Annotated in this window: 9 protein-coding genes; 2 read left to right on the forward strand and 7 right to left on the reverse strand. The window is 35.4% G+C overall.

Features of this window, described 5'->3' with window-relative positions:
* From CKF54_RS02005 to CKF54_RS02015, 3 genes are all read right to left on the reverse strand, one after another.
* A partial coding sequence (locus CKF54_RS02005; RefSeq protein WP_119524614.1) for a filamentous hemagglutinin N-terminal domain-containing protein occupies nucleotides 1-5,890 on the reverse strand: 5,890 nt, incomplete at its 3' end.
* Between the two features lie 1,053 nt (nucleotides 5,891-6,943).
* Nucleotides 6,944-8,140, reverse strand: coding sequence for a hypothetical protein (locus tag CKF54_RS02010; RefSeq protein ID WP_119524615.1), 1,197 nt, complete (start codon nucleotides 8,138-8,140; stop codon nucleotides 6,944-6,946).
* A 432-nt stretch (nucleotides 8,141-8,572) separates the two neighbouring features.
* On the reverse strand, nucleotides 8,573-10,696 hold the full coding sequence (locus CKF54_RS02015) for a hypothetical protein (protein WP_119524616.1): 2,124 nt from the start codon (nucleotides 10,694-10,696) through the stop codon (nucleotides 8,573-8,575).
* 1,533 nt (nucleotides 10,697-12,229) lie between these two features.
* Between CKF54_RS02015 and CKF54_RS02020 the strand changes: the two genes are divergently transcribed.
* Together CKF54_RS02020 and CKF54_RS02025 are read left to right on the forward strand one after the other, a co-directional pair.
* A complete protein-coding gene (locus CKF54_RS02020; RefSeq protein ID WP_119524617.1) occupies nucleotides 12,230-13,519 on the forward strand; it encodes a hypothetical protein in 1,290 nt (429 codons plus the stop codon).
* A gap of 1,322 nt (nucleotides 13,520-14,841) precedes the next feature.
* Nucleotides 14,842-18,468 carry a UvrB domain 3-containing protein gene (locus CKF54_RS02025; protein ID WP_119524618.1) on the forward strand — a complete coding sequence of 1,209 codons (3,627 nt, stop codon included), beginning with the start codon at nucleotides 14,842-14,844 and terminating at the stop codon, nucleotides 18,466-18,468.
* 161 nt (nucleotides 18,469-18,629) lie between these two features.
* Here CKF54_RS02025 and CKF54_RS02030 read toward each other — a convergent pair whose 3' ends face one another.
* The 4 genes from CKF54_RS02030 to CKF54_RS02045 form a co-directional block, all read right to left on the reverse strand.
* On the reverse strand, nucleotides 18,630-19,463 hold the full coding sequence (locus CKF54_RS02030) for an energy-coupling factor transporter transmembrane component T family protein (protein ID WP_119524619.1): 834 nt from the start codon (nucleotides 19,461-19,463) through the stop codon (nucleotides 18,630-18,632).
* Nucleotides 19,453-21,180: an ABC transporter ATP-binding protein gene (locus CKF54_RS02035; protein WP_119524620.1), complete on the reverse strand. Its 1,728-nt coding sequence runs from the start codon at nucleotides 21,178-21,180 to the stop codon at nucleotides 19,453-19,455. Before CKF54_RS02035 ends, CKF54_RS02030 begins: the two co-directional genes overlap by 11 nt.
* An 89-nt stretch (nucleotides 21,181-21,269) precedes the next feature.
* The gene (locus CKF54_RS02040) at nucleotides 21,270-21,830 is read right to left on the reverse strand and encodes an ECF-type riboflavin transporter substrate-binding protein (RefSeq protein ID WP_119524621.1); all 561 of its coding nucleotides are present in this window, start codon (nucleotides 21,828-21,830) and stop codon (nucleotides 21,270-21,272) included.
* A 150-nt stretch (nucleotides 21,831-21,980) separates the two neighbouring features.
* The gene (locus CKF54_RS02045; protein ID WP_119524622.1) at nucleotides 21,981-22,829 is read right to left on the reverse strand and encodes an S-adenosyl-l-methionine hydroxide adenosyltransferase family protein; all 849 of its coding nucleotides are present in this window, start codon (nucleotides 22,827-22,829) and stop codon (nucleotides 21,981-21,983) included.
* Nucleotides 22,830-23,912: the final 1,083 nt, after the last annotated feature.

Consider the following 23,912-nt stretch of genomic DNA (forward strand, 5'->3'; position numbering starts at 1 on the left):
TATTTTTTACATTCTCCGTAGCTTTATCTGCTTTAAGGGTTGAATTGTTTAAAGTTAAGCTATTAGTAACGTCAACATTAAGATCTTTTTGAGTTGAATTAACGTTAGTGTTAACTAAGTTTGCAGTTCCAGCTTTAACACTTACAGATTGCGATTTAACTTCAGAGTCTTTGGTATTAAGATTATTTGTTACTTCAATACCAACCGTGCTCGTTGCATTTACTAAAGCATTGAGTAATTCAGCATCTGCTGAAGTTATATTAATTGAACGCTCTGCAGTAACTGAAGAAGAATTTGAAATATTAACTGTTCCAGTTGGCGCAGCTAAGTTAATATCACGTCCAGCGTTTACAGTACTATTGCTTACGTTAACATTAGTGTTACCACGTAGGTTCACGTCACCTTTAGCTTTGCTTGTAGCTCTTAGTTTAGCGTCTTTAACGTTAACGATATTAGTATCAGCATTACCTAAAGAGATTTCATCTGCGGTTGCTGTTAAATTACTGTTGCTAACGTTAACCGTTGTACCCGTCGCTTTAATACTTCCTGCACTTACATTCGAAGAGTTTAAACTCGTCTCAACATTTGCGTTAAAACTCGCATTTCCTTGCGTTGCCGTAATTGATGTTCTTTCACCAATCACACGATTCGCTTTGAAAGTTGCGTCTTTATTAGCTTTAACCATACCGTCATTTAGACGAATAAATTGACTTGCACTAAAGTTCAGATTTTCATTAGCAGTAAAGTTAGAATTAAACGAACGAATTAAGGTTCCTGCACTTGCATTTAAGTTCTTCGCTGTAAGATTTGCATCTCTAAACTCAATAAACTCATTTGCGGTAAAATCAGCAAAGTTTTTTGCATCAACAGTACTGTTATTAAAGTTAAGTTGTTTACCTGTAGCTGTTAAATTGTTACCTGCAGTCAGAATAGAGCTACGCGCAATAATGAGGTCATTATTGCCATCTAATACCATGTTTTGCGTTGCATTTAGCTGTGAATTTAACGCATCTAGTTGTCCTTTAAAGTAAAGGTTTTGCCCTGTAGCGTTAGAGTTATTAGCTAAGATTTTACTTGCTGTTAGGTTAACAAAGGTATTACCTTTTACATAAGCTTTATTGGTTAAGTTAATGCTCGTATGTGCAGTTAAGTTAACATCTTTTTGCTCTGCAGTTAGGTTTGCTCCTGAAACATCAATAGCTCCACGCTCTGAATATACAGTTACAGTATTTTTTGCTTTTGCACTTGAACCAGACTCTAAGCTAACCCCACTAGTTGCGCTAATAGTTACATTACCAGCTGCTGAAGTTAAGTTAGAGTTGTTTGTACTATTAACTTCACCACTTGCCTTAATGTTAAGCTCTTTTTGTGCTGTTAGGTTTGAACTTGTTAAGGTAGCATTACCAACATTAAGGTTTACGTTCGCCTGTGCTGATTTAACTTCAGAGTTAGTTACATCTAGTTGTTTGCTTGCGTTGATTGTTACATCACGCGTAGTCGCATTTAGTAAACTGTTGTTTAAACTTACATTGTTGGCATTAGTAATAACAATCTCTGCAGCAGTTAAGTTACTGTTATTCGTTGTTACGTTGTAAGCAACAAATCTTAAGTTGTTAACAGCTGCTAAGTTAGAGTTGTTTAAGCTAATATTGTCACTTGCAACTGCACTAGTACCTCGGAAAACAATATTGTTACCACTAAAGTTAGTTCCTTGCGCTGTGATTTGCTTACTGTTGACATTCGCGTTAGCTTTTGCATTTACGTTCGAATTAGTTAAAGTAGCTTCATTTTCTGCGTAGATGTTAACTAGCGTATTCGTACTGCAAATTTGTGCATTAGTTGCGCATAATTTGTTTTTAGCATAGAGATCAGTACGAGCATTACCTGTAACTGTACCCCCTACAATTGTTAAGTCAGTGCCTGCGCTTAGATTAACGTTTTGTCCCGCAACTAAGGCGTTGTTGGTTACATTTACAGTTGCACTTGAGTTAATAAAGGTGTTACCTTTTGCAGTTACAAAAGCGGCTGAGCCGTTTACGTCAATAAAACGACCTGTTAAAGTAGTTGTACCAGCTGAATCAACCTTAGCATTGTTAACCGTTAAGTCATTTGCAGTTAAATTTGTAGCACTAGTTGAGTTGATTGTTGAGCCATTAGTAATTACGGCACCAGTTGTCCCTACTACCTGCGTAGTAGTTGCGTTAAGTAGAGATCTACCGTCCAGTACTAAAGTACCTACGCGTAGGGTTAGGTCTTTGCTTGCTGTTAAGTTACTGTTACTATCTATAGTTGCACTATTTGCACTGTTGAACAGTAAGTTATTAGTTGCGTAAAGTCTAGTATTTACTAAGTTACTACGGTTAAAGGTTACATTTATATTAACGGCTTTAGCGCTAGTATTATTTGCTGTGAAGTTACCACCATTAGTAGTTTGCTCTTGTAAGCCTATGTTACCGGTTACTTCTAAAGTACTATTGTTAAGCGCTAAGTTATTTGTCGTAATATTTAAATTACGCTCTACGGTAAACTTAGCTCCGTTTTGATTATTGATAACAATTCTACCGTTATTACGACCAGACGATGCTGCCGTAGATAAGTTCAGATCTAGCTTAGTGTAAAAACTAGTATTTATAACATTAATTAGTTGATAACCACTTACGGTTGCGTTACTGTTATTTGCTCTAATCTGTGAATTACTAAAGTTTACGTTTGCCGTAGAAGCATTACCAATAGATACTTCACCACTTGTTGCATTGATGTTAGTGTTGCTTACGTCAATGGAAGATGCACGTAGTTGAGCCATATTGTTAGCGTCAACTTTAGAACCCGTTAAGCGTACATTTGTGCTTCCATAAAGTAAAACATTATTAGCTACAGAGGTAAAGTTTGAGTTAGTAAAGCTTAAACCACCAGCTGATGAGGTAAAGCAAAGAACTTGTTGTGCTCTAAAAGTAGAACCAGTACCACTGAAGTCACCTGATGACCTTCCAAAAGTTACATTACCGCCTGTAGTAGTAAAGTTACTTGTATTAATATGTGAAGTTGATGCACCTGTTACACTTACAGTAATGTTACCTCTAACATTTTGCGTCGACACTTGAGTCGAGTTAAATGATGCAGAGTTAGTAGAAATGTCTTTTAAATCTTTAAAAGAAACATTAGACAGAGTAAGAATTGAGCGAGTTGTCCCACCTATGCTAATGGTACTAGTCGCTGCAGTAGTCCCTGTAAACGATGAGTTTACTAAACTAATATTTGTATTCTCTGTCGTTCCTTGAATAACTGTGCTATTCGCTTTAGATTGTGATCCTGATAAATACAGTGCTGTACGTGAAAGAACTCGTAAGTTTTGGTTTGCGCTAAAGTTAGAATTAGTTGCGTTAAAACTACTCTCAACTACACCTATGGTAATGTTGCGATTTGCTGAAAGGTTAGTTGTATTCACAACTAAATTACCTTTACGCTTAATTATGCTAACATTACTACTCAATGAACTAAAGCAACTTGAGGTAAAAGTTGACATAGGTTCTAGGTAAATATCAAAAGAGATATTACCCGTTACGTTATTGTTAGTACGCGCATTAGTTGCATTAAATAACCCCGCGGTAACATTAATAGAACCTAAATCTCTAAAAGTCACTCCATTTAAGGTAACTGCAGGATATAAACCTGTTGAAGTATTCGAAATGTTGAGGTAACTGTTGCTACTGCTACCTTGTACTACTGAATTATTAGTTAAAGTAATTGGCGTGTTAGCTAAAGTACCTTTTATATCAATCGTACTACCTCTAAGAGTTGATCTATTGATATTGGTACCATTACTCACTCTAATATTTAAATTCGTACCAGCAACAAAGGCACTATTACGATTTAAATCTAAAGTAGTGGTAAAATCTCGTCCTTGCAGAACAAAATCAATTTTACCTACAGCATTTAAACTAGAGTTGGTAAAGTTAGCTTTGCCTCCAACATTAAAGTCAATATACTCTGTTGCGTTAATTTTAGAATTAAGCGCATTCACCGCAACAGCTGAATTTACTGCAAAACTAGTTACATTTAGAGTTGAGTTAGTTAGATTTAAATTTACCCCTGGACGACTGTTATCCAAGCGGATAATCGAAATACGAGTCTTAGTTGTAAAATTAGAATTTATAAAGCTAAAGTTCTGCGCCTTTAACGTTAAAGTTTTAGGTCCTTCAGGAGAATTAAAATTCGTAACGTTGTAGAAAGTTAAATTGTTTTGAACTTCAATAGTTACATTATTATCATTTAAAAAGCCAGCTAACTCTGGAGCAACAATATAATCAGCACGATCATCTGGTTCAACCTCTGGACCATAGTATCGAACGTTTATATAAGGTTGATTAACATATTGTCTTGAACTCCTAGCATAATTATTCTCTGCTAATGCTTTTACTACATCAGCAGTACTATTAATAATAAGAAGGTTTAACGGGTCAATTAACCAGTTACCAACCTTACCATATACTGAGGTTGTTGATACTTTGAGATTTTTCTTAAGACGGATATTTTCTGCTGAGGTTTCAACAAAACCACCATCACCATGGATAGAGGTTGCTAAAAAAGTACCGTCATAAACAGCGTAATTACCCCAAGCGATAGTAGTCCCTGCATTCTCTTCTGTTCCTGATACATTTACCACTGCTTGAGTATCCATGAACATAAAATCAGCAAGTTTAGAATCACCTTTACCATGCTTATCACCACCAATGTAAACATTTCCACCTTGTTTACCAGAAGCGTTAATTAAAGCATGGTTCTCTAAAATTACAGCATCACCTAGAAGACTAACGTTACCTGCTACCCCTACAGGATTTGAAGCGCAAATAGTGCTATTTACTAACACTAAACCAGACTGACAAGTGTAATTAGCAGCCAGCTGGGCATCGTTCATGCTTGTGTCTTGCATTAACTCTGCTTCAGAGGCACCATAAAGCACCACTTCTCCCGAAGCGGTAATGCTTGCTTTGCGCGCAGAGTGCACATTGCCAACCAGATCAGCAAATGACTGATACTCATCAGTAGCGCCGTGCGCTACTTTGTTAGCTAAAAGTACGGCACGCTTAGACACAATCTCTCCAAGGTTAACTGCTTTATTGTCAGCAGTAACTTTGTACGAAATTAGAGGATTGTCTAGATCTTGAATGGTAATTGATTGTCCAGCTAAAAGGTAAATCGTACCGTTTTTAGCTTCAAGAACACCAGTGTTTAGAACTTTACCACCTACAAGGGCAAGGGTGCCATCATCGGCAACTTTGATCATCCCTTGGTTGATTACAGAAGCGATAGCTTGGTCTTTGTCTTGGTCAAAAACATAGTTACCACTTAAGAAGTCTTGGTCACTTAAATCTAAAGTTGAAGCCACTAAAGAGCTTACATCAACTACAGCTGAGTCACCAAAAACTATCCCTGCAGGGTTTACGATAAATACTTTACCGTTTGATTGTAGTGTCCCGAGAATTTGCGAAAGCTCGCCTCCAAGAACACGGTTAAGCACTGCAGAACTTGAACTTTCCTGCAGGAACTTTACGATTTCATTAGATTGAATATTAAATTTTTGCCAGTTGATAATTGCATTTGGAGAGTTTGTAATACTCGTTACCGCGCCATTAGTAACGACATTAACAAATCCATTTACAACTTCCATACCAGAACGCTCTAAAGCTAGCGCATTTGGCGCTAGTACAAGAGCAGAACTCGGTAAGAGAAAACTGTTGAGAAGAATACAAAGACGACGGAAAGATAAAGCAGAAGGTTGCTCTTTGTCTTTGTGGGTTGTCGAAGCGGTTATCGCATTAGTTGCCAGTTCGGAAACGGCATCTAAAGATAAAGTGCGTCGGTTAAACTTTAATTTATAGATAGCGTTCATTAAAATTTATCCAAAGTGAATCGAATGGTGTAAAGATTTGGTCTTCTTAAATTCAAAGCAAACTCAAGGGGTCACACTTGAGTTTTTATTCATAGTTAGACTTGGCGGTCATCAATTATTGGTTATAAGGTGGTCTTCCTTAAGTTTGGTCTTAAATTTAAAAAGCCAAAGTGCTAATTTTATAGTGTGAAAAGAAAATTATATTAATCGCTACTTAAACAGTAGCTCCATTAAATTGCTTTCTCAAAACCTAAATTTGTGAGCTGTCTCCCAAATGTGTCACAAGCGTTACAAGGAAATTTACCAAATTCCAGCTGGTTATCTTGTAAGAGAACTAGTTCCTCTTCCAAAGTTATGCCTAACTCTACTAAGTTGCAAATAGTTACCCTACCCTGTAGAGAGAAGTCCTTACCTCTCTTTACAGAGAGAATAGCTAGCCTACAATACAAAGATACAAATAGCACTAGTTAGCTAAAGACATAACTCATTACAAAAACTAGTTAACCTACAAAGGATAACGCGCTTTTCTTAAAGTAAAATTACTTGCAAAATCTCATGACAAAATTAGATTTGAGAATGCGTAAAAAACTTTTTACAGTTTACTTACTATTATATAAAAAATAAGCTAGAAATAAACAAAAATATAAATAGTTAACACCTATCAATAACCTACAAAATTTTGCTCAAAATCTTGCAGACTCGAAAACTTTCACAAAAACCTGATTTTTTGAAACGTTTATTTTTAAAAGAAAATCCTAGTAAAATCAAGGAATATGGGTATGTATGTGAGAAATAAAACTTTACCACTAGGAGGCGATAAATTTACCCCCCCCCCCGACCATTTTGTTGATTTTTAGCACATTTTTGCCAAAAATTTTTTATTTGACTAAAATGAATTTAAGGGGGTAATTGGGAAAGACTATCAATTAGCCAAAGAGAAATTGCCCTAAAAACAAAAAATGAGGGCAAAAAAGCAACAGTATTTTGTACTGTTGCTAATTTGTAGGTCTTACTTTTTTACATTCTCTCTTTACAGACTTCTACTTGCTACTTTTACCAAGTAACTAGTAAACCACCTGCAAAGGCATAGGTATGCTCACCTAAACGAGCACCATAGTTTTTATAGTAGTCAGTATAACTATGTAGTGCTTCAGCAAATAAGTTAAAGTTAAAAGCATTAAATACTTTTGAAGCTACTGTGTAGGTTGAACCTACAAATAGCTCATAAACGTTACGTGCTTGTTGTGCTGTTGCTCCATCTTTATACTTAGTTTGCACATTCATATAAAGAGCACCAGCGTAAGGAGTGAACTTACCAACTTTGTAGCTTAAATCAATCCCTGCTCCTTTATAACGATTGTACAGCGTAGCTGTTTCTTCGTGCGCTGTACCAACTTCAGCACGGATACGTAAATCTGGTGTTACACGTAGGTTTAATCCTAGTTGGTAACCCTCTGTTGCGTACTTGGTTGTGTAATTCACATACTCGTGTTTTTTAGCAGCAAGAAGTTGTACTTGCCCCATCTCACCAACTTGGTACATTAAAGCACCAGATACTTCAGTATCATAGCGACGTTTAGTTTCCCCAGCACCGTTCACTTGTGGACTACGCATGTCACCATAAGATACTGATGCAGAAAGAGGTAAGTCTTCTGAAATATTCGGGCTATCATATCTTACTAAACGGTCTTGAGTATCTAAGTAAGCATAAGTAATTGCACGCGCTTGGTTACTTAAGTAGTAAGTCGTAGTTCCGAAGTCACGTACATCTGCAGAACCTTGTTGCGTAGCGTAGTCACCCGTTGATAATGCCACTACTAATTTACCAAAAGTCTTGCTTTCTAAGTAAACATGGAAACGGTCAGGTCTAATTGGGTTTTTACCATGAGTGTAAGTATAAGTTTTAGTGCCATAACTTGCATCTGTATAGCTCCAACGTACGCTAGAAGCGTGACGACTCATAAAGATATGCACTAAACGTAAGTGAGCGCCAACTTCTAAATCATCAGTTAGATGTTGTTTTAAACTAAAGATAATACGTGAACGTAGGTTCCAAGTAGCTTGGTTAGTTTTTTGATAATAAGTTTGATAGTTCGCTTCTTTATCTTGATAGTTATACGCCATACGGATTTGACCAAGCGTAGTTAAACTTGACTTACCATCATTCCAAGTTGCTACTGTTACAGCAGCCCCACTCGTAGCTACTAAACATGTCGCTAGAGATAAAGATAAAAGAGATCTTTTTAACATAAGTAAATAGTACAGACATTAGTTTACAAAGATAGCGAGCAAGTAGTCGCAAATAGTAAAAGAAAATCTTAGTAAACTTAATTTAAACAAAACAATAGCTAGTAACAGATCAAAGCCAACTGTTACTTTATTTAGTTAAAACACCAAATCTAGCCACATTAAAGTAGAGTAATAAAGAGGAGTAAACTCCCAATTTGTTGTTAAGCGTAAATGATAACGATTAACATTTAAACCCAACTAGGAAGATTATACTAGATTTTATCTTAGAAAAAGAGAAAATTTGAGACCATTTCTTATGTTTTTCAAACAAACGCAAAATGCTCCTCGATTGAGGAGCATTTTTACTTTGTATTTTATACAATTACAGCTTGTTCACAGTAAGCTTTTGTACAGCAAGATTTTGTACAGCAAGCTGTTGTACTGTTTCACCTTTTACTTCTTACCCTTTTTACTACGAGCTGAACGACTCATACGTAAAATTTGATTTTTTGGTGCTGCAATAGGTTTTGGTTCTTGGGTAACGCGTACTTTAGAAGCGGTTGTACTTTGTTTTCTCACTTCACGAACTGGTTTAGCAACTAATGAAGTAAGATCTGGAGTTGCTACTTTATTACCATGTTCATCCATAAATACGCGACCATTTAACTCTTGTTGGAGTTTAGCAATGCGTACTGCATGAGGCATGATCTTGTCATAGCTGTTTCTTAAGCTAGTCGGGAACTCACCCGCTTTAGCTTGACCTAACAGTTTACGATCATGTTCAGTTTGAATACTTTGCACTAAAGCTAGTTCATCACTGAAATCAACTTTAGGTTCAAGCATTGCAACTAAAGGCACAAGAACATTGTTACCTACGTGATTTAAAATTCCAGATTTTTGATGTGGAGGTAACTCGTTACTTAAGAAGTACTTAAGTGGATTTACTTTATCTCTTTGCGCTAAGGTTTCAACTGTTTTTTCTAGAGCTTGGTTATAAGCACCTGAAATAACTTCTAGTTGTTCAGCAGTAAAGTTTTTAAAGTAGTTTTCTTCTTTAGCGTTGCGCATTTTTTTATAAGCTTCAAGTTTTGGTAAAGCGTTTTGGCTAAATTTTGCTAACCAAGGAGCTTGATCAGCAATTAAAGTATGCTCAGGCATTTGAGCTTCAAGTATCTGTCTGATAAAGGTAGTTTGTTCTTCAGTTAAATTTGCTACAAAGATCTCATTATCCTTTCTCACAACAACTGGAGCTAAACGTTCTTCCCCAAATCCTAAAAATGCAGGGACAAAGGTTTGCTCTGCTTGATCTGTATAGCAATCTAGCTTAACCGGCAGAAGTTGCGGTGAAGAATAATCTAAAGCAACATAATCTGGTAATTCACTGTAGTTAGTATAAATATCAGCTAAGTGATATACATGATTTGCAAAATACAGTGGATCATCGTTTACTAAGTAAGAGTTTAAATCGATAATCAGATCAAGATTTAACTCTGGATCTTTTTCTACCACTTGATGCTCATCTTGCTGCGCCTGACGTAGAGCTTGCATAGTTTCTAGTAAACGAGCATAAGCACGACGTAGAGATGGCACAAAGTTTTCTACATAATTACTTTGATACTTAGCAGCCTGTTGTGCAATATGCTCTTGGTAGAAACTTAATTGCTCTGCTTCACGTGGGAAGCAACCTAATACACTTAAATGATCTAGGTTTTGTGCAAACTCATTTAGTGGTAAATCACTTTGAGTAAAGAGGCGACCTAGTTTGTAGAATTCATCTGCATTAGTACCAAACTTCTCATTGAAGATAAAGTTATCTACTATGTAGTTTAGCGTACGAGTTTGTTGATCAGTGTAGTCAAACTTAAAGTACCAGAAAGGTGCTTGTGAAACTAAGCCTAGTTTTCTAAAGCTTGCGTGGTAAGCAGTACCTACCCCTAAAGAGAAGGCTAAGTAGCTATAACCTGACATATAAACATCAAGCACATCAAGCACTTTTTGTTGACGGAAAATATTGTTTTCACTATGTAAGTAAGCAAAAACATATTTAAAGATTGCGCTAGTTAAGGCAAATCTTGGTAAGTTTGTAAATCTTGCAGGAGTGATCTCGGCAATACCATTATTGGCATCTTGCATTTTGCGCGCAAGCTCATCGAACTCTCTTGCCGTTAACGCTGGCACGTTAACAAAAGAGTTTGCCTTATCCACTTCATTGAGATAGTAGTCATAATAAGTTACTATCTTCATTAGCAAGATATGACGTAAATCACGATCCTTATTATTACTAATTAATAAAGATGCGTATAACGAACTAAAAGTTAAAACTAATAGCCCCGTACCTGTTGCTTGATTTTTGGTTTCGCTAGCATTTAGTAAACGAAATGCACGCGCCATATCATTGTTGTAAGAAATCTCTAACGGATAGTTATTGCTTCTTAAGGTACGATTTAAATGAAATATTGAATTTACAACCGGATCGTTAAAGTTTAAACGATTGGTAAAATTCACCGTGAACTCTAGCTCTATGAGAATGGCACGGAACAAATCTTCTTTGTAGTTAACTACTCTTGGAAATGACATTTGAATTTCGCCGTTTAAAAATTTGTTGAATTTACTTGGGTGGTCACACAAGTAAAGCCAAGATAAAAAAGAATTTATATCGAAAAAAGTAGAATTTGGAAATACTGTTTTTGTATCTTAACTATTTTATCCTAAATAGGATATTTTAGTAAACTTTTCTCTTGGTTTGTGAGGTAAATTATCTAATTTTGTACAGGTAATTTTGTAGATGTTGAATAAAAAGTATCGAAAGACAAAGGAGTAAACTGAAGAATGTAAAAAGGCAACTACTGCATGTATCTCAAGAGCAGATAGGAAAATGTAAAAACAGCTGTGTCTCAAGTGCAAACTAGAGAAGGTAAAAAACAACAGCCACTCAAGAACAAACTGGAGAATGTAAAAAGATCTGTCTCCCCAAGAGCAACCAGAGAAACGTAATTCTAAAAAACTACTAATTAGGTGTATCCTAATTTTCTGTGCTTTTAGGATGTTTCACTAGCTAAGTGTCTCACTAGTTAGATGCTTCACTAGTTAAACTTCCCTCTGGTTAGATGCTTCACTAGTAAATGTCTTATTGGTTAGATACCTAACTAGTTAATTGCAATAAAAGCTAGTATCAACAAATAAGTCAGCTAGCCCCCCATACTTAAAAAACTAGACATCAACTAACGATAACGTGACTTAACCTAACAAAAATCAGCTTTTTATGTGATCTACTTCACAAATTTATAAATTTACCTGATTTTTAAAATTTTTCTATGCTAGAATAACATAAGAAAAAATTATAAGAGTTTTACTTATAAAGCTCTATAATTTCCTGATAAGTATCCAAATCCCGCTATTACTGACTTTTGAGACAGTCTCTAGCTTTAGATTAAATTACTTATTTTATTCCTCTTTATATTCCATTATATTTTCCCCTTCTATAGTTCATTCCACAACCAAAAACCCATCATTTGATAGGGTTAGGGTTACTATTTTCTTATCATTTGATAAAATTGCTACAATTTTTTCACCAATTTCTCTCTTAATTAGAAAAAGTCATTACCTGAATATAAATCTAAAGAAGATAAAATTCTAAAAATAACTTACTTTTGCAACAACCAAATAGATAGAAAAACTATCATTTGATAGTTTTTCTAAAAAAGCTTAAGTTTTTTTAGGTTTTTTTACTCTTTTGCAACAAATTCTTGTTAATTGCTTTTATAATTAAGGGCGTAAGTTGAGCTCAGGTCTATTTTTCCAAACTCCATAGACTTGTTACCTCAACTGAATTTGTAAATTTCAAATTTACATTTAAACTTTCCAAAGACAGATTGAGGCAAAGCAAAGCCTTAATTTTTTAGGACAAATTTCTAGTTGTAATTTGGCATCTTTTTCTTTACCCTCAAACTTGCTTTTGAGGTGGAAAGAAAAAGCTAGAGATAAGTCCTTAACGTTCTTATACCTTTACTTGGCAAATTCTCTCTCGAAATTTACCTAATTAATATCAAGCTTCTAGCTTTGTCTTGATTAATACTTACCATAAATTAAAAAAGATTAATTAAGATAGATATGAAAAAGACATTACTAGCACTAGCATTAGGCTCTATGGCAGCGAGCTCATTCGCATACGTAAACCTATTCACTTCAGCTGACGGTCGTTCTTACATCTCTGTAGGTGCTGACGTTCGTGCTGTATTTGCTTATCAAGATCGTGAAACTGGTCTTTATAACTACAGAACTGAAGGTGATAGTTATGCAAAAACCTTTGCTTTCCGTCCACGTTTTACATTAAGTGGGAAAGCATGGTTAAATCCAACAACTAACATCGGTTTCCATGCGCGTGTTGGTGCTAACTGGTTCAGTACTCACGGTGCAACAAACAATACTACTGCAGCTGGTACTCGCGTAGGTGGTGCTTACTCTCACTACTTCTTAGGTCGTAAAGGTTATGCTTATTCTTCAAATGGTGTAACAAGATTTAATACCCACTCTGTTACTGATCCACGTTTTGAACGTTTATATGTTTACGCAGAAAACTTTACTTATGGTAAATTAACAATCGCTCCAGGTTTAACTGGCGTTTACTCTCAAGAACAAGGTGCAGCTGACCAAAACGATTTTGGTACATCAACTAACTACGTTTACACTCCTTATTCAGCTCTATCTGATACATACTTAGCTTATGCAGATTGGACAGTTCGTTATGATCTAACTGGTGATCCTAATAAAAAATATCGCTTCGCGATTTCATCATCAGCTGCTCGTAGTAGCAATACTTACAGCGATGGTAACTATAAATTCGCACGTGATATCCAAGCATCATTTGGTTGGAAATTCGACCGTCAAAACGCTGTATATTTAAACTTTGCTACAAATCGTACACTTAACGGTTCTTCAACATTCACAGGTTATTCAAGACAATACGCTGTTGAATTATTTGCAGACTTCCAACCTGTAACAGATTTACGTGTACGTACAAACGTTTCTTACTCTAGACAAAATAACGCTCGTTGGACAAATCCTAACTACGGCGCTTCTTTAGGTCTAGACGTAATCTACTACGGTGCATTTGTTAAAGGCTTAAACCTTTACGGTGGTTACATCTATAAATACCAAAAAACTAACTACAATGCATCAACTGGTTTATTCCGCTATACAAAAGAGAACGTAGCTTACCTAGGTGGTGACTACTGGTTATACGACAGCCGTTCTGGTGATAAATTCAGCTTAAAATACTTTGCTGAAGTTAGCTACTTAAAAGCAACGCAAAGTAACAACACTGGTTCGACAGCTAACCGCGGTACTGACAACGAAATCAAAGAAGTAGTTGGTGCAACTGGTTTCAGACTGTTCTACTAGTAACCTCTATACCTACTAAAAGCTAAAAAGTTAACTCTTTCATGTGTAAAACTACAACCTCGTATTTTAAATACGAGGTTGTTTTACGTTAGGAGAGTATTACGAGAAGGATTAAGACGATAGTTTTCTAACTTCAAACATTAGTTAACAAATCGAGAGTTACAAAATCTATTGAGATATGAAGTTTAATTCTTGAAGTTTGTGGTTTGAGATTACTTACTGCAACTACAAGTTGAGCAAAATTTATCAGAACCACTTAGTAAACTTTTCTTACAAAATAATAACCCCTCAAGATAAATAAAACACCTAATTATCTTAAGGAAAAGCTTGATTTTACGTTAAAATAATTTAGCTTCTGTTGTAAAAAACTCACAAAAACTTAGATTACCTCTCATAAGTCACAGACAAAAAACAAAACTGAATTTGTGACCTGTGACACATTTTTAAACATTTTAATACAATTTTTTACAACTAAAGCCTATAATATGAGAACAAAAGTTAATTAATTGGAACTTATGCTTAAATATCTATACAGGTAAGAGAAATTTGTTTACAAATTCTTATACTTGTTAGTTAAGCTCTTTGCTTTACAGACTTAAACATAGGTGGTTAATTTATCCATAGTAATAGTTAACTTTTTATACTAAACTCTCGTTTTTAATCTATGTAACCTCATTATTGGGGTTGCATATTTCGTTTATAGGGAAGAAAAATTTCTTTCTCACTAAGAGCTTATGCACGGCATAAGCTACACAGCAAATGCTCGACAAGCATTAGCTCCGCTATTTTACCCCGCCAATTTACATTCCAGATCCAACTTCATATATTCCCATTTTTATCAAAAACTCTCCATACACAAAAGAGTAAAACAGAAGTTAAACTTTACAATTTTTAGCTTCGCAAAAACGTTTAACTCTGTAATAGGCTAAACTTAAGTTACATTCGCAGAATTTCTTAAAAAATTTATCTAATTTTCATCTTGATTTTGAGATTTGTATAGTAAAATATTCTTAGGGATTTATATTTATCCAAAATTCTCAAAATAACCTATTATCATTGTTTTTGTCTGGGACAAATTACTAATTTGTCCAGTGACAAATAACAGTTTTTTTAACTGTGGATTAATATATCCAAACGAAAGAGTTGAGCTAATTTAGCTAACTTTTTTCGCCGTATTTTCTTACCTTAGCTTTAAATTAAGCCAGAGCAAAAACGTATCTCCAGCTAAGGTTGAGTAATTTTTTATTTACAACCGTTTACAATAAAACCAGCTGAAAAAGGTAAACTACTTTTTCAGTCCATAATATTAGAGAAAAGACATTATGGAAATAAAAACAGAAGCAGCTTTCCAAAAAGAGCTAATAAGCCACTTACAAAATTTAGGTTGGGAAGATCTTGATCCAGATAATCATCACACCTCTATCGAAAAGATCGAAAAGAACTTAATTTCTATTATTCAAGCCAACAACAGAACAATCTTAGAAAGAACAGACTGTGGTAATCCAGAGTTTACAGAGCAAGAAGCTAACGATATTCTAAAAAAGCTTAGAGAAAAGTTTCCCCAACCAAGAGAACACTATCCTCTTCCACTTCCTGTATTTGCCCACCAATATCTTAAAGGGACAGGTGGGGTTCAACTTGATAAAGATCTTCTCAAACGTAAAGTAGATGGTAAAGAAGTCGGCATTCCTTTAATCCTTTTTACAGAAGCTGGCTATGAAAATATTCCAGAGAATAAAGCTTTCTTAGACAATAACTATCCTGATTACAAAGTTCGTTTTCAACTTGCGCAAGAAGTAAAGTTAAAGTTAGAAGATGCTTACCTTAACCTAAATCAAGTTCGTAAAAGCAATCGTTTAGATCTTGTGCTCTTTATTAACGGTTTTCCACTGTTCTTAATTGAGAACAAGCGTGGCGACAAAATCCTTAATTCAGAATATGACAATAATGGCACAGCTATTGAACAACTGGAACATTATTTCAACGACATCTCTGAAAATAAAACTTCACTCCTCAATACCTTACAAGTAGGGGTTGCTTTAAAAGAAAGCCAAGCAAGATATTTTGCCCGTCCAAGTGGAAGAAAAATCAATCGTAAATTCGTTTTCACCTGGAACTCAAAAAAAAGACGTGCTGGAGATGAAAATATTCCTGAAAATATCTTTCTCGCTTCAGATGATTACAAAGAATTTGTTGATCAGTGTTTAAATCCACGTGATGCCCACAAACTTATTAGTAATTACATCCTTACGCGTGTAACAAAAACTAATGATGCTGACTTAGTGTTAATGCGTCAATACCAAGTAGAAGCTGCTGAAGCTTGTATTAAACGTATTAAAGAAATTAAGTTTAATCAAAGAAATAAAATGCTAAGGTTACCTGACCAATTACTAGAAGTAGGTCAAGACAACCTTAGTACAGTTAATACCAATGTATGCAACTTACTTGGTTACGTTTGGCATACCACTGGTTCTGGTAAAACTGTAACCAGCTTTAAAGTTGCTGAACAAGCGAGAAAGATCAGAGGTATTGATAAAGTAGTTTTTGTGGTTGACCGTATCGACTTAGAAGAGCAAACCTATGATTGCTTTACTAATCACGTACGTGATCATAAAACTGATAGTGATATCAGTGTTTCAAGTGTTCGTCATCCAGCAGATATAGATGAGAAAAGAAAAACCCAAAAAGAACGTTTATTAAGCAAATTAAAAAAATCGAAGAAAGAAATTATCACTACTACACTACAAACTTTAGCAAGTATTGATAAAAAAGATCTCAAAAGAAACTTCAAGAATAAAGAAGAGCAACCAAACATTCTCTTTATCTGTGACGAGGCGCACCGTTCAACCAGTGGTGAGAACGTAGAGAATATTCGTAATAACTTCGAATACTCTGCATGGTTAGGTTTTACAGGTACACCTGATGCTATTCAAGAAAAACCAACTCATACTATCTTTGGTAAACAACTGCATGCTTATACTATTGCCCAAGCTGTTGCTGACAATAACGTATGTGGTTTTAAAGTAGAGTACAAAGAGTTAGAGTTTCTTGATAAAGGTCAAGTTGTTAGTATTAAAAACTTCCTCGAGCTCGTAAACAAAGTAAAATATGATGATGTTCTTGAAAGCGAAAAATATCAAGATCCAAACTTCTATCATGATTTTGTAAAAGAACTCACTAAAAGAAAACTAGGAAACAGCACCTACCTTGAAGCTCTTAATCGCAAGGTGGTAGGAAACATTCTTGAAACCTTTAACCAATATACGAGAAATCGCGCCTTCAATGCTGTGCTCACTACTTTTAGCATTGACAACGCGATTAGCATGTATAAGCTTTTCAAGGAAGAACAAGAAAAAGAAAAAGCAAAACATGGAGATGAATATAAGCCTCTAAGAATTGCAATTCTCTTTAGTTCGGCTTCATCTCATGATGATGGTAGAAATGTTAAAGATGAATTTCCTGATTTCAATGATCTTGAAGCGGATACAAATGAAGTTAACTCTAAATCACGTGTGCAAGATCAAGAAGAGATCATGGAGGACTTCAAAGCAACCTTTTCTGACATGCCTGTAACAAGTTGGGTGGATTACGAAGACAAAGTTTGTACTCTAGTAAAAGAACGTAATCGTACCGAAAAACATGCAATTGATTTAGTTATTGTTGTCAATAAACTACTTACAGGTTTTGACGCTCCGACAATTAATACGTTATTTGTACACAAAATTCTTTCTGGTGCTAACTTAATCCAAGCTTACTCACGTACTAACCGTGTAGCCGAGGGTAAAGAATTCGGTAACATTGTCAACTACTTCATGACAAGTCTGGCAAAAGAAAACTTTGAAACCGCTATTAAAAAGTACTCTGCGGTTCTAGAATTAGAAGAATTGAGAGCTAACAAAGTCGTACAGAAAGATTTTGCAGACCTTGTCATTGATTTAGAAAACAACTATGTAGAATTACAACAAGTTGGATTTGATGAATTCAACATTGAAAAAGGTACACCTGCACAACTTCTTTCTGAATTAACAAATCTTAGCTCTGATGATGAAATAATAGATATAGGACCTCGTCTCTTAAAACCTCTTAAAAAGTTAGAGCAAACATTTGACGCTATTAAAACTTACGCTCCGATATATGACGCTCACAATAATCTAGTTTCAGGTTATAACAGTGAAACCTTCTTCTCTGACAATGATCTAACTAGAATTGCTAAAAATGGAAAGGATTTTGAAGAAAACTATATCCATAACACTAAACGAGCAACTTTAGAAATCAGAGAAACTATCCGCGGGAAAAACAAAGAGGAAAGAGAATTACTAAGAGATCAATTAGATAAATGTCTTCAAGAAGCCGGTGAATTAAAGTTTGCTTTAGATAAGAAAGAGCCTATTACTGCAGATAAGCCTTATTTATTTAACGTAGTTCTTCAAATAGAAGCTCGCAATAAATCCACAGATAAAGATGGTCGAGAAAAGAACTACATCACGACTTTTGCAGAAGATTTCAACTCTTTCCCAGGCATTCGTGAAACTGAATTCTATAAATGTGTTGACCTCATGGAAGAATATTCTAACTACAATAATACAACGCAAGATTTTAGTTTCACCCGTCCTACAGTTGAGGCTATCTATGACTTTGCAAAAAACAATCTTAACGGTATACAACAATTAACTGCTGACACTTTAACTAAATTCTTTGACGAAGAACTAATAAAAATCTTAAAAAGTAAAACAGGGATTAACGATTCTAATGAGGATCTATATTCTATCCTTGACGATGCGCGTCACTTCATATATTCAGGTCAAGATCCTACCAAATCTGAAAATTATAGTGATTTTATTGATAATCAAGACTTTGAGATCAAAAATCAGTTCATTGCTTTATGCTATAAAAGTTCCGCAATCCACAAAATTGCAGAGTCACTAATAGATAAGACAACCTCTAAGTAGATAACAGCTATCAAGTTTAGGATTTACTAAAGTAATTATTTCCTGTAAGAAGTAATATTATCTTCCTAAACTTTCTGCTAATATTCTATAAACAAAAAACACCTCGTAAGCTTATAAACTTACGAGGTGTTTTTTTGTTTTTGCTTATGCCAATTCTGCCATTAGCCAACAAACGGATTATAAAATCTACCGTCATTTACTTGCCATAGGACTAGTACCGCCCCAAGGATCACAATCCCTAAAACAATCACTAAATAATCCTTAGGTGTCATTTTAGTTTGACGAATCCAAGTACGCTTTTTCCCTTGCCCAAAACGACGAAGTTCCATTGCTTGGTTAATTGAATCGATATTATTAAACGAATTCAGAATTAACGGCATTACTTGGGCAACCACCGCTTTTACTCTTTGCCAGAATGGTACTTTACGAGACAAGTCTAAACCACGCGCTTGTTGTGATTTACTAATTGCCTGATACTGCATTTGTACATCAGGAATGTAACGTAAAGTTAAAGCTACGGCGTAGCTAATACGGTAACTTAAACCTACTTGGTTTAAGCTAGCAGCAAACTGACTTGGGTTAGTTGTCATTAAAAAGGCAATGGTTAAAGGAACCGTACAAATATACTTAAGTACTAAATTCACCAAGAAGAATAACTCTTCATACGTAAATTTAAAATATCCCCAAGCTGGAAAAATTTGATGATAAGTTCCGTACAACTCATTACCATGAGTTGGTGCAAAAACATACACCAAAATCAGGTTTAGCACCGAGAAGAATAGAATAAACTTCACCACAAAGCTAACTTCAACGTAACGAATTTTTGATAACTTTAAGATCAATAATGAGCTTAGGGCGATAAACGCGAGTAAACGAGTATCGTAAGTTATCATTGAAGCAGTTACAACTAAAATAAAGTAGAGTAACTTGGCTGTTGAATGAAGATTATGGATAAAAGAGTTTTTTGGGAGATATCCCATTACACTAGCACTCATGTTTTACTCTCCTATCGTAAGCAATAAATTTCTCGGTAAAAGTTACAGGATTGGCAAGTCCTACCTTATTCGCGAGAACAAATAAACTTGTCTCTTTAAGGGCAGCTTGTTTTACTAAGCCACTATTGGTAAGAACTTTTACTGGTGTTGAGTCTGCAACAACCTGTCCGTTTACCATCACTATTGCGCGTTGAGTATACTCGAGCATAAGGTGCATATCATGGGTAACCATAATAATGGTTACTCCTTTTTGATTGATCTCTTTTAAGAACTCCATCATCTCGGTATAGTGTCGATAATCTTGTCCCGCTGTTGGTTCATCAAGAATGATTACTTGTGGATCAAGCACTAAAATCGAAGCAATGGTTAAACGTTTTTTCTGTCCATAAGAAAGAGCTGCCACTGGCCAGTTACGCATTGGATAAAGTCCACAAGTACGTAGTACTTGCTCTACTTTTTCCACCACAACCGCCTCATCAACTCCGCGAAAACGTAAGCCAAGAGCGACTTCATCAAAGATTTTTACTTGGGTAATCATTTGATTAGGGTTTTGCATTACATAGCCAACATGGTCAGCAATTTCTTTAATGCTCCAAGCTCCCATATCTTGGGTTTGCTCTGCACCATGCCACAGAATTTGCCCACTACTTACTTTTTCAAAACCACAAATTAGTTTAGCTAGCGTTGATTTTCCAGCGCCGTTTTTACCAACTAAGGCAATCATCTCTCCTTGACCAATAGTTAAGTTTAAATTCTTAACTACTTTAGGAGCGTCCTCTTGGTAAGCAAAAGCTACTTGCTTGAGTTCAAGCAGAGGAGAGGTTTGCGCAAGTTGCGCAACTGGTGGTTGCGTCGCTTGCCATTGGCTTAGCTTAGTCGCTAACTCTGGCGCTTCAAGTTGCGCTAAGTTAGCAATATTACTTACTTGCGTAAGATCAACTTGAGCATAACGCATTGCCGTAACCCATAAAGGCTCACGAATTCCTAGACTTGCCAAAGTTTGACTTTGTAAAAGTTGATCAGGAGTCGTATCTGCAACAATACGTCCTTGAGAGAAAACTACAATACGATCTACCTGCGCTAAAAGAACATCCTCTAAACGGTGCTCAATAATTACCACCGTTGCTTGGGTTTGCTCTTGCAATTGTTTGATTAGCTGCGTCGCCTCTTGTCCCGAAGCCGGATCTAAGTTCGCCAAAGGCTCATCAAAGAGTAAAATTGGCGTTTCGTCAACTAATACTCCTGCCATAGAGACACGTTGCTTTTGTCCACCTGAAAGATCATGTGGAGAATGATCAAGAAGATCTTCGATTTTTACCGCTTTTGCCCATTTGTTTACTTGCTCTTCCATTTGCTCGACTGGCATGCAAGAATTTTCAAGAGCAAAGGCAATATCTTCTTTTACGGTAAGACCAACAAACTGATGGTCTGTATCTTGTAACACTGTTCCTACTGACTTACTTAAGGCAAAAATTGATTCTTTGTGGGTTAGTTTGCCATTAACAAACAACTCACCAGTAATCTTGCCTTTTAAAGCATGCGGAATAAGACCATTAATACAATGTCCAAGAGTACTTTTCCCAGAACCAGAAGGTCCTAGGATTAAAACTTTTTCCCCTGGATAAATATCCAGGTTAATATCTGTCAAAGTAGGCTCTGCTTGAGCGTCGTACTTAAAACTAAAATTCTTAAATGAAATAATTGGTTGTGTTGTCATAGCGATTGAGAAAGCAAGTGTAAAAAATTTTTACACTTGCTTTTGACAATTAATCTTCTATCTTAATAATTAATTTTTTACCTAAATAATTAATCTTCTAATGATAGAGAACTTGACTTGGTTCTTGTTCTTGCATAGTAAAGCAGTAAAGCTAAACCAATGATTTCTACTGAAAGAGCGTTACTAATTGATGAAACAATCCCTTGCAGATACACTTTATTAGCTGGCTCTGAATAGAAAGCAATATCAAGCGTAGGTGCCACGACTGACCAAATTAGTACATTAGCAACAACTTGGATAATCGTAAAACGAATGATCTCTTTACGACCAAACACACCTACTTCTAGTTTTTTACCATCTACAGCAAAACCTAAAGCAACCCCTAGTAAACCAGAACAAATAATCCAACTAAACCAAGGAGAACCATATTGCGTTACATCATTTAAAAAGTGACCAATAAAAGCCGCAATCCCCGCAGCTACAGGTCCAAAAATCCCAGCAAATAATGCTAGAAAACCAAATGCCGATTGAATAGTCGTATTTGGCACAAAGGTAGGAATCATTGCAAATCTCATTAAAATTAAGATAATCGCTGCTCCTACACCTATAGCCACCACTGTTCTCACTGGGTTACGTTTTGTTCCCGCCATGATTACTCCGAAATTCTAGAAAAGAGAGAATGATATTTTAACTTAAATAAGCGCTAGCAAGCGCTTATTTTTACCTTTTGCGTTTACTTTTACGCTGAATTTTTATTTTTGTATTTTGAATACTGGTTATTTTTGTATTTTGAATACTGGTTATTTTGAAGCTTTGCGTAACTCAATACTCCACTCAACTCCTGTACCTATGTGGTAAAGACGGCTAAATGAATCTTGGTTTACGGCTACCCCTACTTTAAGTAGAGAGTTAATATAAACTAAAGGTTCACCAATTTTTACATCAGCAAAGACTTTGGCAAACTTCATTTCGTTTTGATAAACCTTAACACCATTGTGGAAAATAGAAACTGCTAGGTTATCCCCACCTTGTAAGTTTAACTGTTTAAGTAGGTCTAGCGAGATATTTGTCCATAAACTTCCGAAACGAACGTCAAGGATATCAATAATACCGTGCACAGTTTCACCTTCAATTTTGGCATCAATAATCGGTAGTTTAGTAATCTCATCAACATTTACTAAAGTACCAAGCTCTTCGAAGGTAATTTGCCCTGCTGCTAAACGTGCTCCATTATAAGCATAGATGTCACGTCCATGGAAAGTATGACTTTCACCAGAGTAAGGCAGACGAGAAACGGTTTCGTTAATTTGACGGACTTCAGCTAAGCCAATATAGTGCGCAAGATGACTTAAAGTTCCGTTATCAGGAGTAATAATGTACTGACCGTCTTTAGTACGGGCTACGTAAGAACGACGCTCAGAACCAACTCCAGGGTCAACAACTGAAACAAACACAGTCCCAGTAGGCCAATAAGGAACTGTTTGTAATAGACGATATGAAGCTGCCCAAATGTCGTATGGTGGGATATCATGAGTTAAATCGTGTACTCTTACTTCAGGATCAACCTGAGCAGCTACCCCATACATAGCGCTAACAGCACCATCACCTAAACCAAAATCTGTTTGTAACACTAAAGCCTGTTTTGTCATTGTAAATTTCCTTTAAATACTTAAGATATTAAGATAATTGCAATCAATTGTTTAAAACAAATCCTGCTTTAGTCTTTTTTTCAGTTTTACTTCAGTATCACTTCCGTGGTATTTAAGTTAAACTTAAACCTTTACTTCTGTAATGCTTGAGTTTGTAGGTTCTACTTTAGTTTGTTCTTAGCTTAAGGCTATGCTTTAACTTAAAGTAAGACACCACCTTAAAATAAGCATGCTACCTTAAAGTAAGTATGTAGTAAGTTAAGGTAATTATGCAGTAAGCAAGAACTTAAGTTTGCCTACTCTTCAAAAAGTTCAGCCAAATCAAACTTAAATAGAATTTAAGTTCAAAAGAAAGAATGAAAGAACAAACGAAATACAAGGCTGTATCTTGTTCTTAAACCTACTTTAATAAGGCTTTATCCAACTTTTTTCGCGTAAAAACTTAACTTTGAAACTAAATCCAATGCTTAGCTAAATGCTTGAACTTTAGTCGGTTTTTGAAGAGCTTTAATTATACCTTATAAACTGGCAGTTAGTGCGGTTAATATCGCATAAACTAAGAATAATTTTTACTCTGCCTATAAAAAGTAAAGGAGTAGATAAAACTAACCGAGATTATCGTGGTTTTATAAGCTCTTTCTTACTAAGGTCATGGTAGTTTATTACCCACACTTACTAGGTTTTACCAAGCTAGCTTTAGATTTAGATTTGCCTACGCTTAGGATTTTCTATGCCATGTATTTGCAAGGGTTTAATTGAACTATTAGCGTTTGCTTGGACTAATCTAAGTAAACTTCTTTAGTTGCTATAAGCTATAACCCCTCACATCTAGTGACTAAATCGAAGAACTACCAGAGAACACACTACCAGAGAACTACAAAACTAGCTAAACACTACTCGAAGTTGTTTTGTTTTCAAAAAATGAATTTGAACCTGAAATTCAAATAAAGTTGAAAATTAAATATTGAAGTAAAAATGAATTTAAAAAGAAAAGGGATTTGTAAAAATGGGATTATCATTAAACTTAACAAATCTTAGCTTGCTATTCTGACTTTGTATGCTTTGGGTTGGCTAGAACTTTTG

Source organism: Psittacicella hinzii (assembly GCF_003585885.1).
Classification (GTDB): Bacteria; Pseudomonadota; Gammaproteobacteria; order Enterobacterales; family Psittacicellaceae; genus Psittacicella.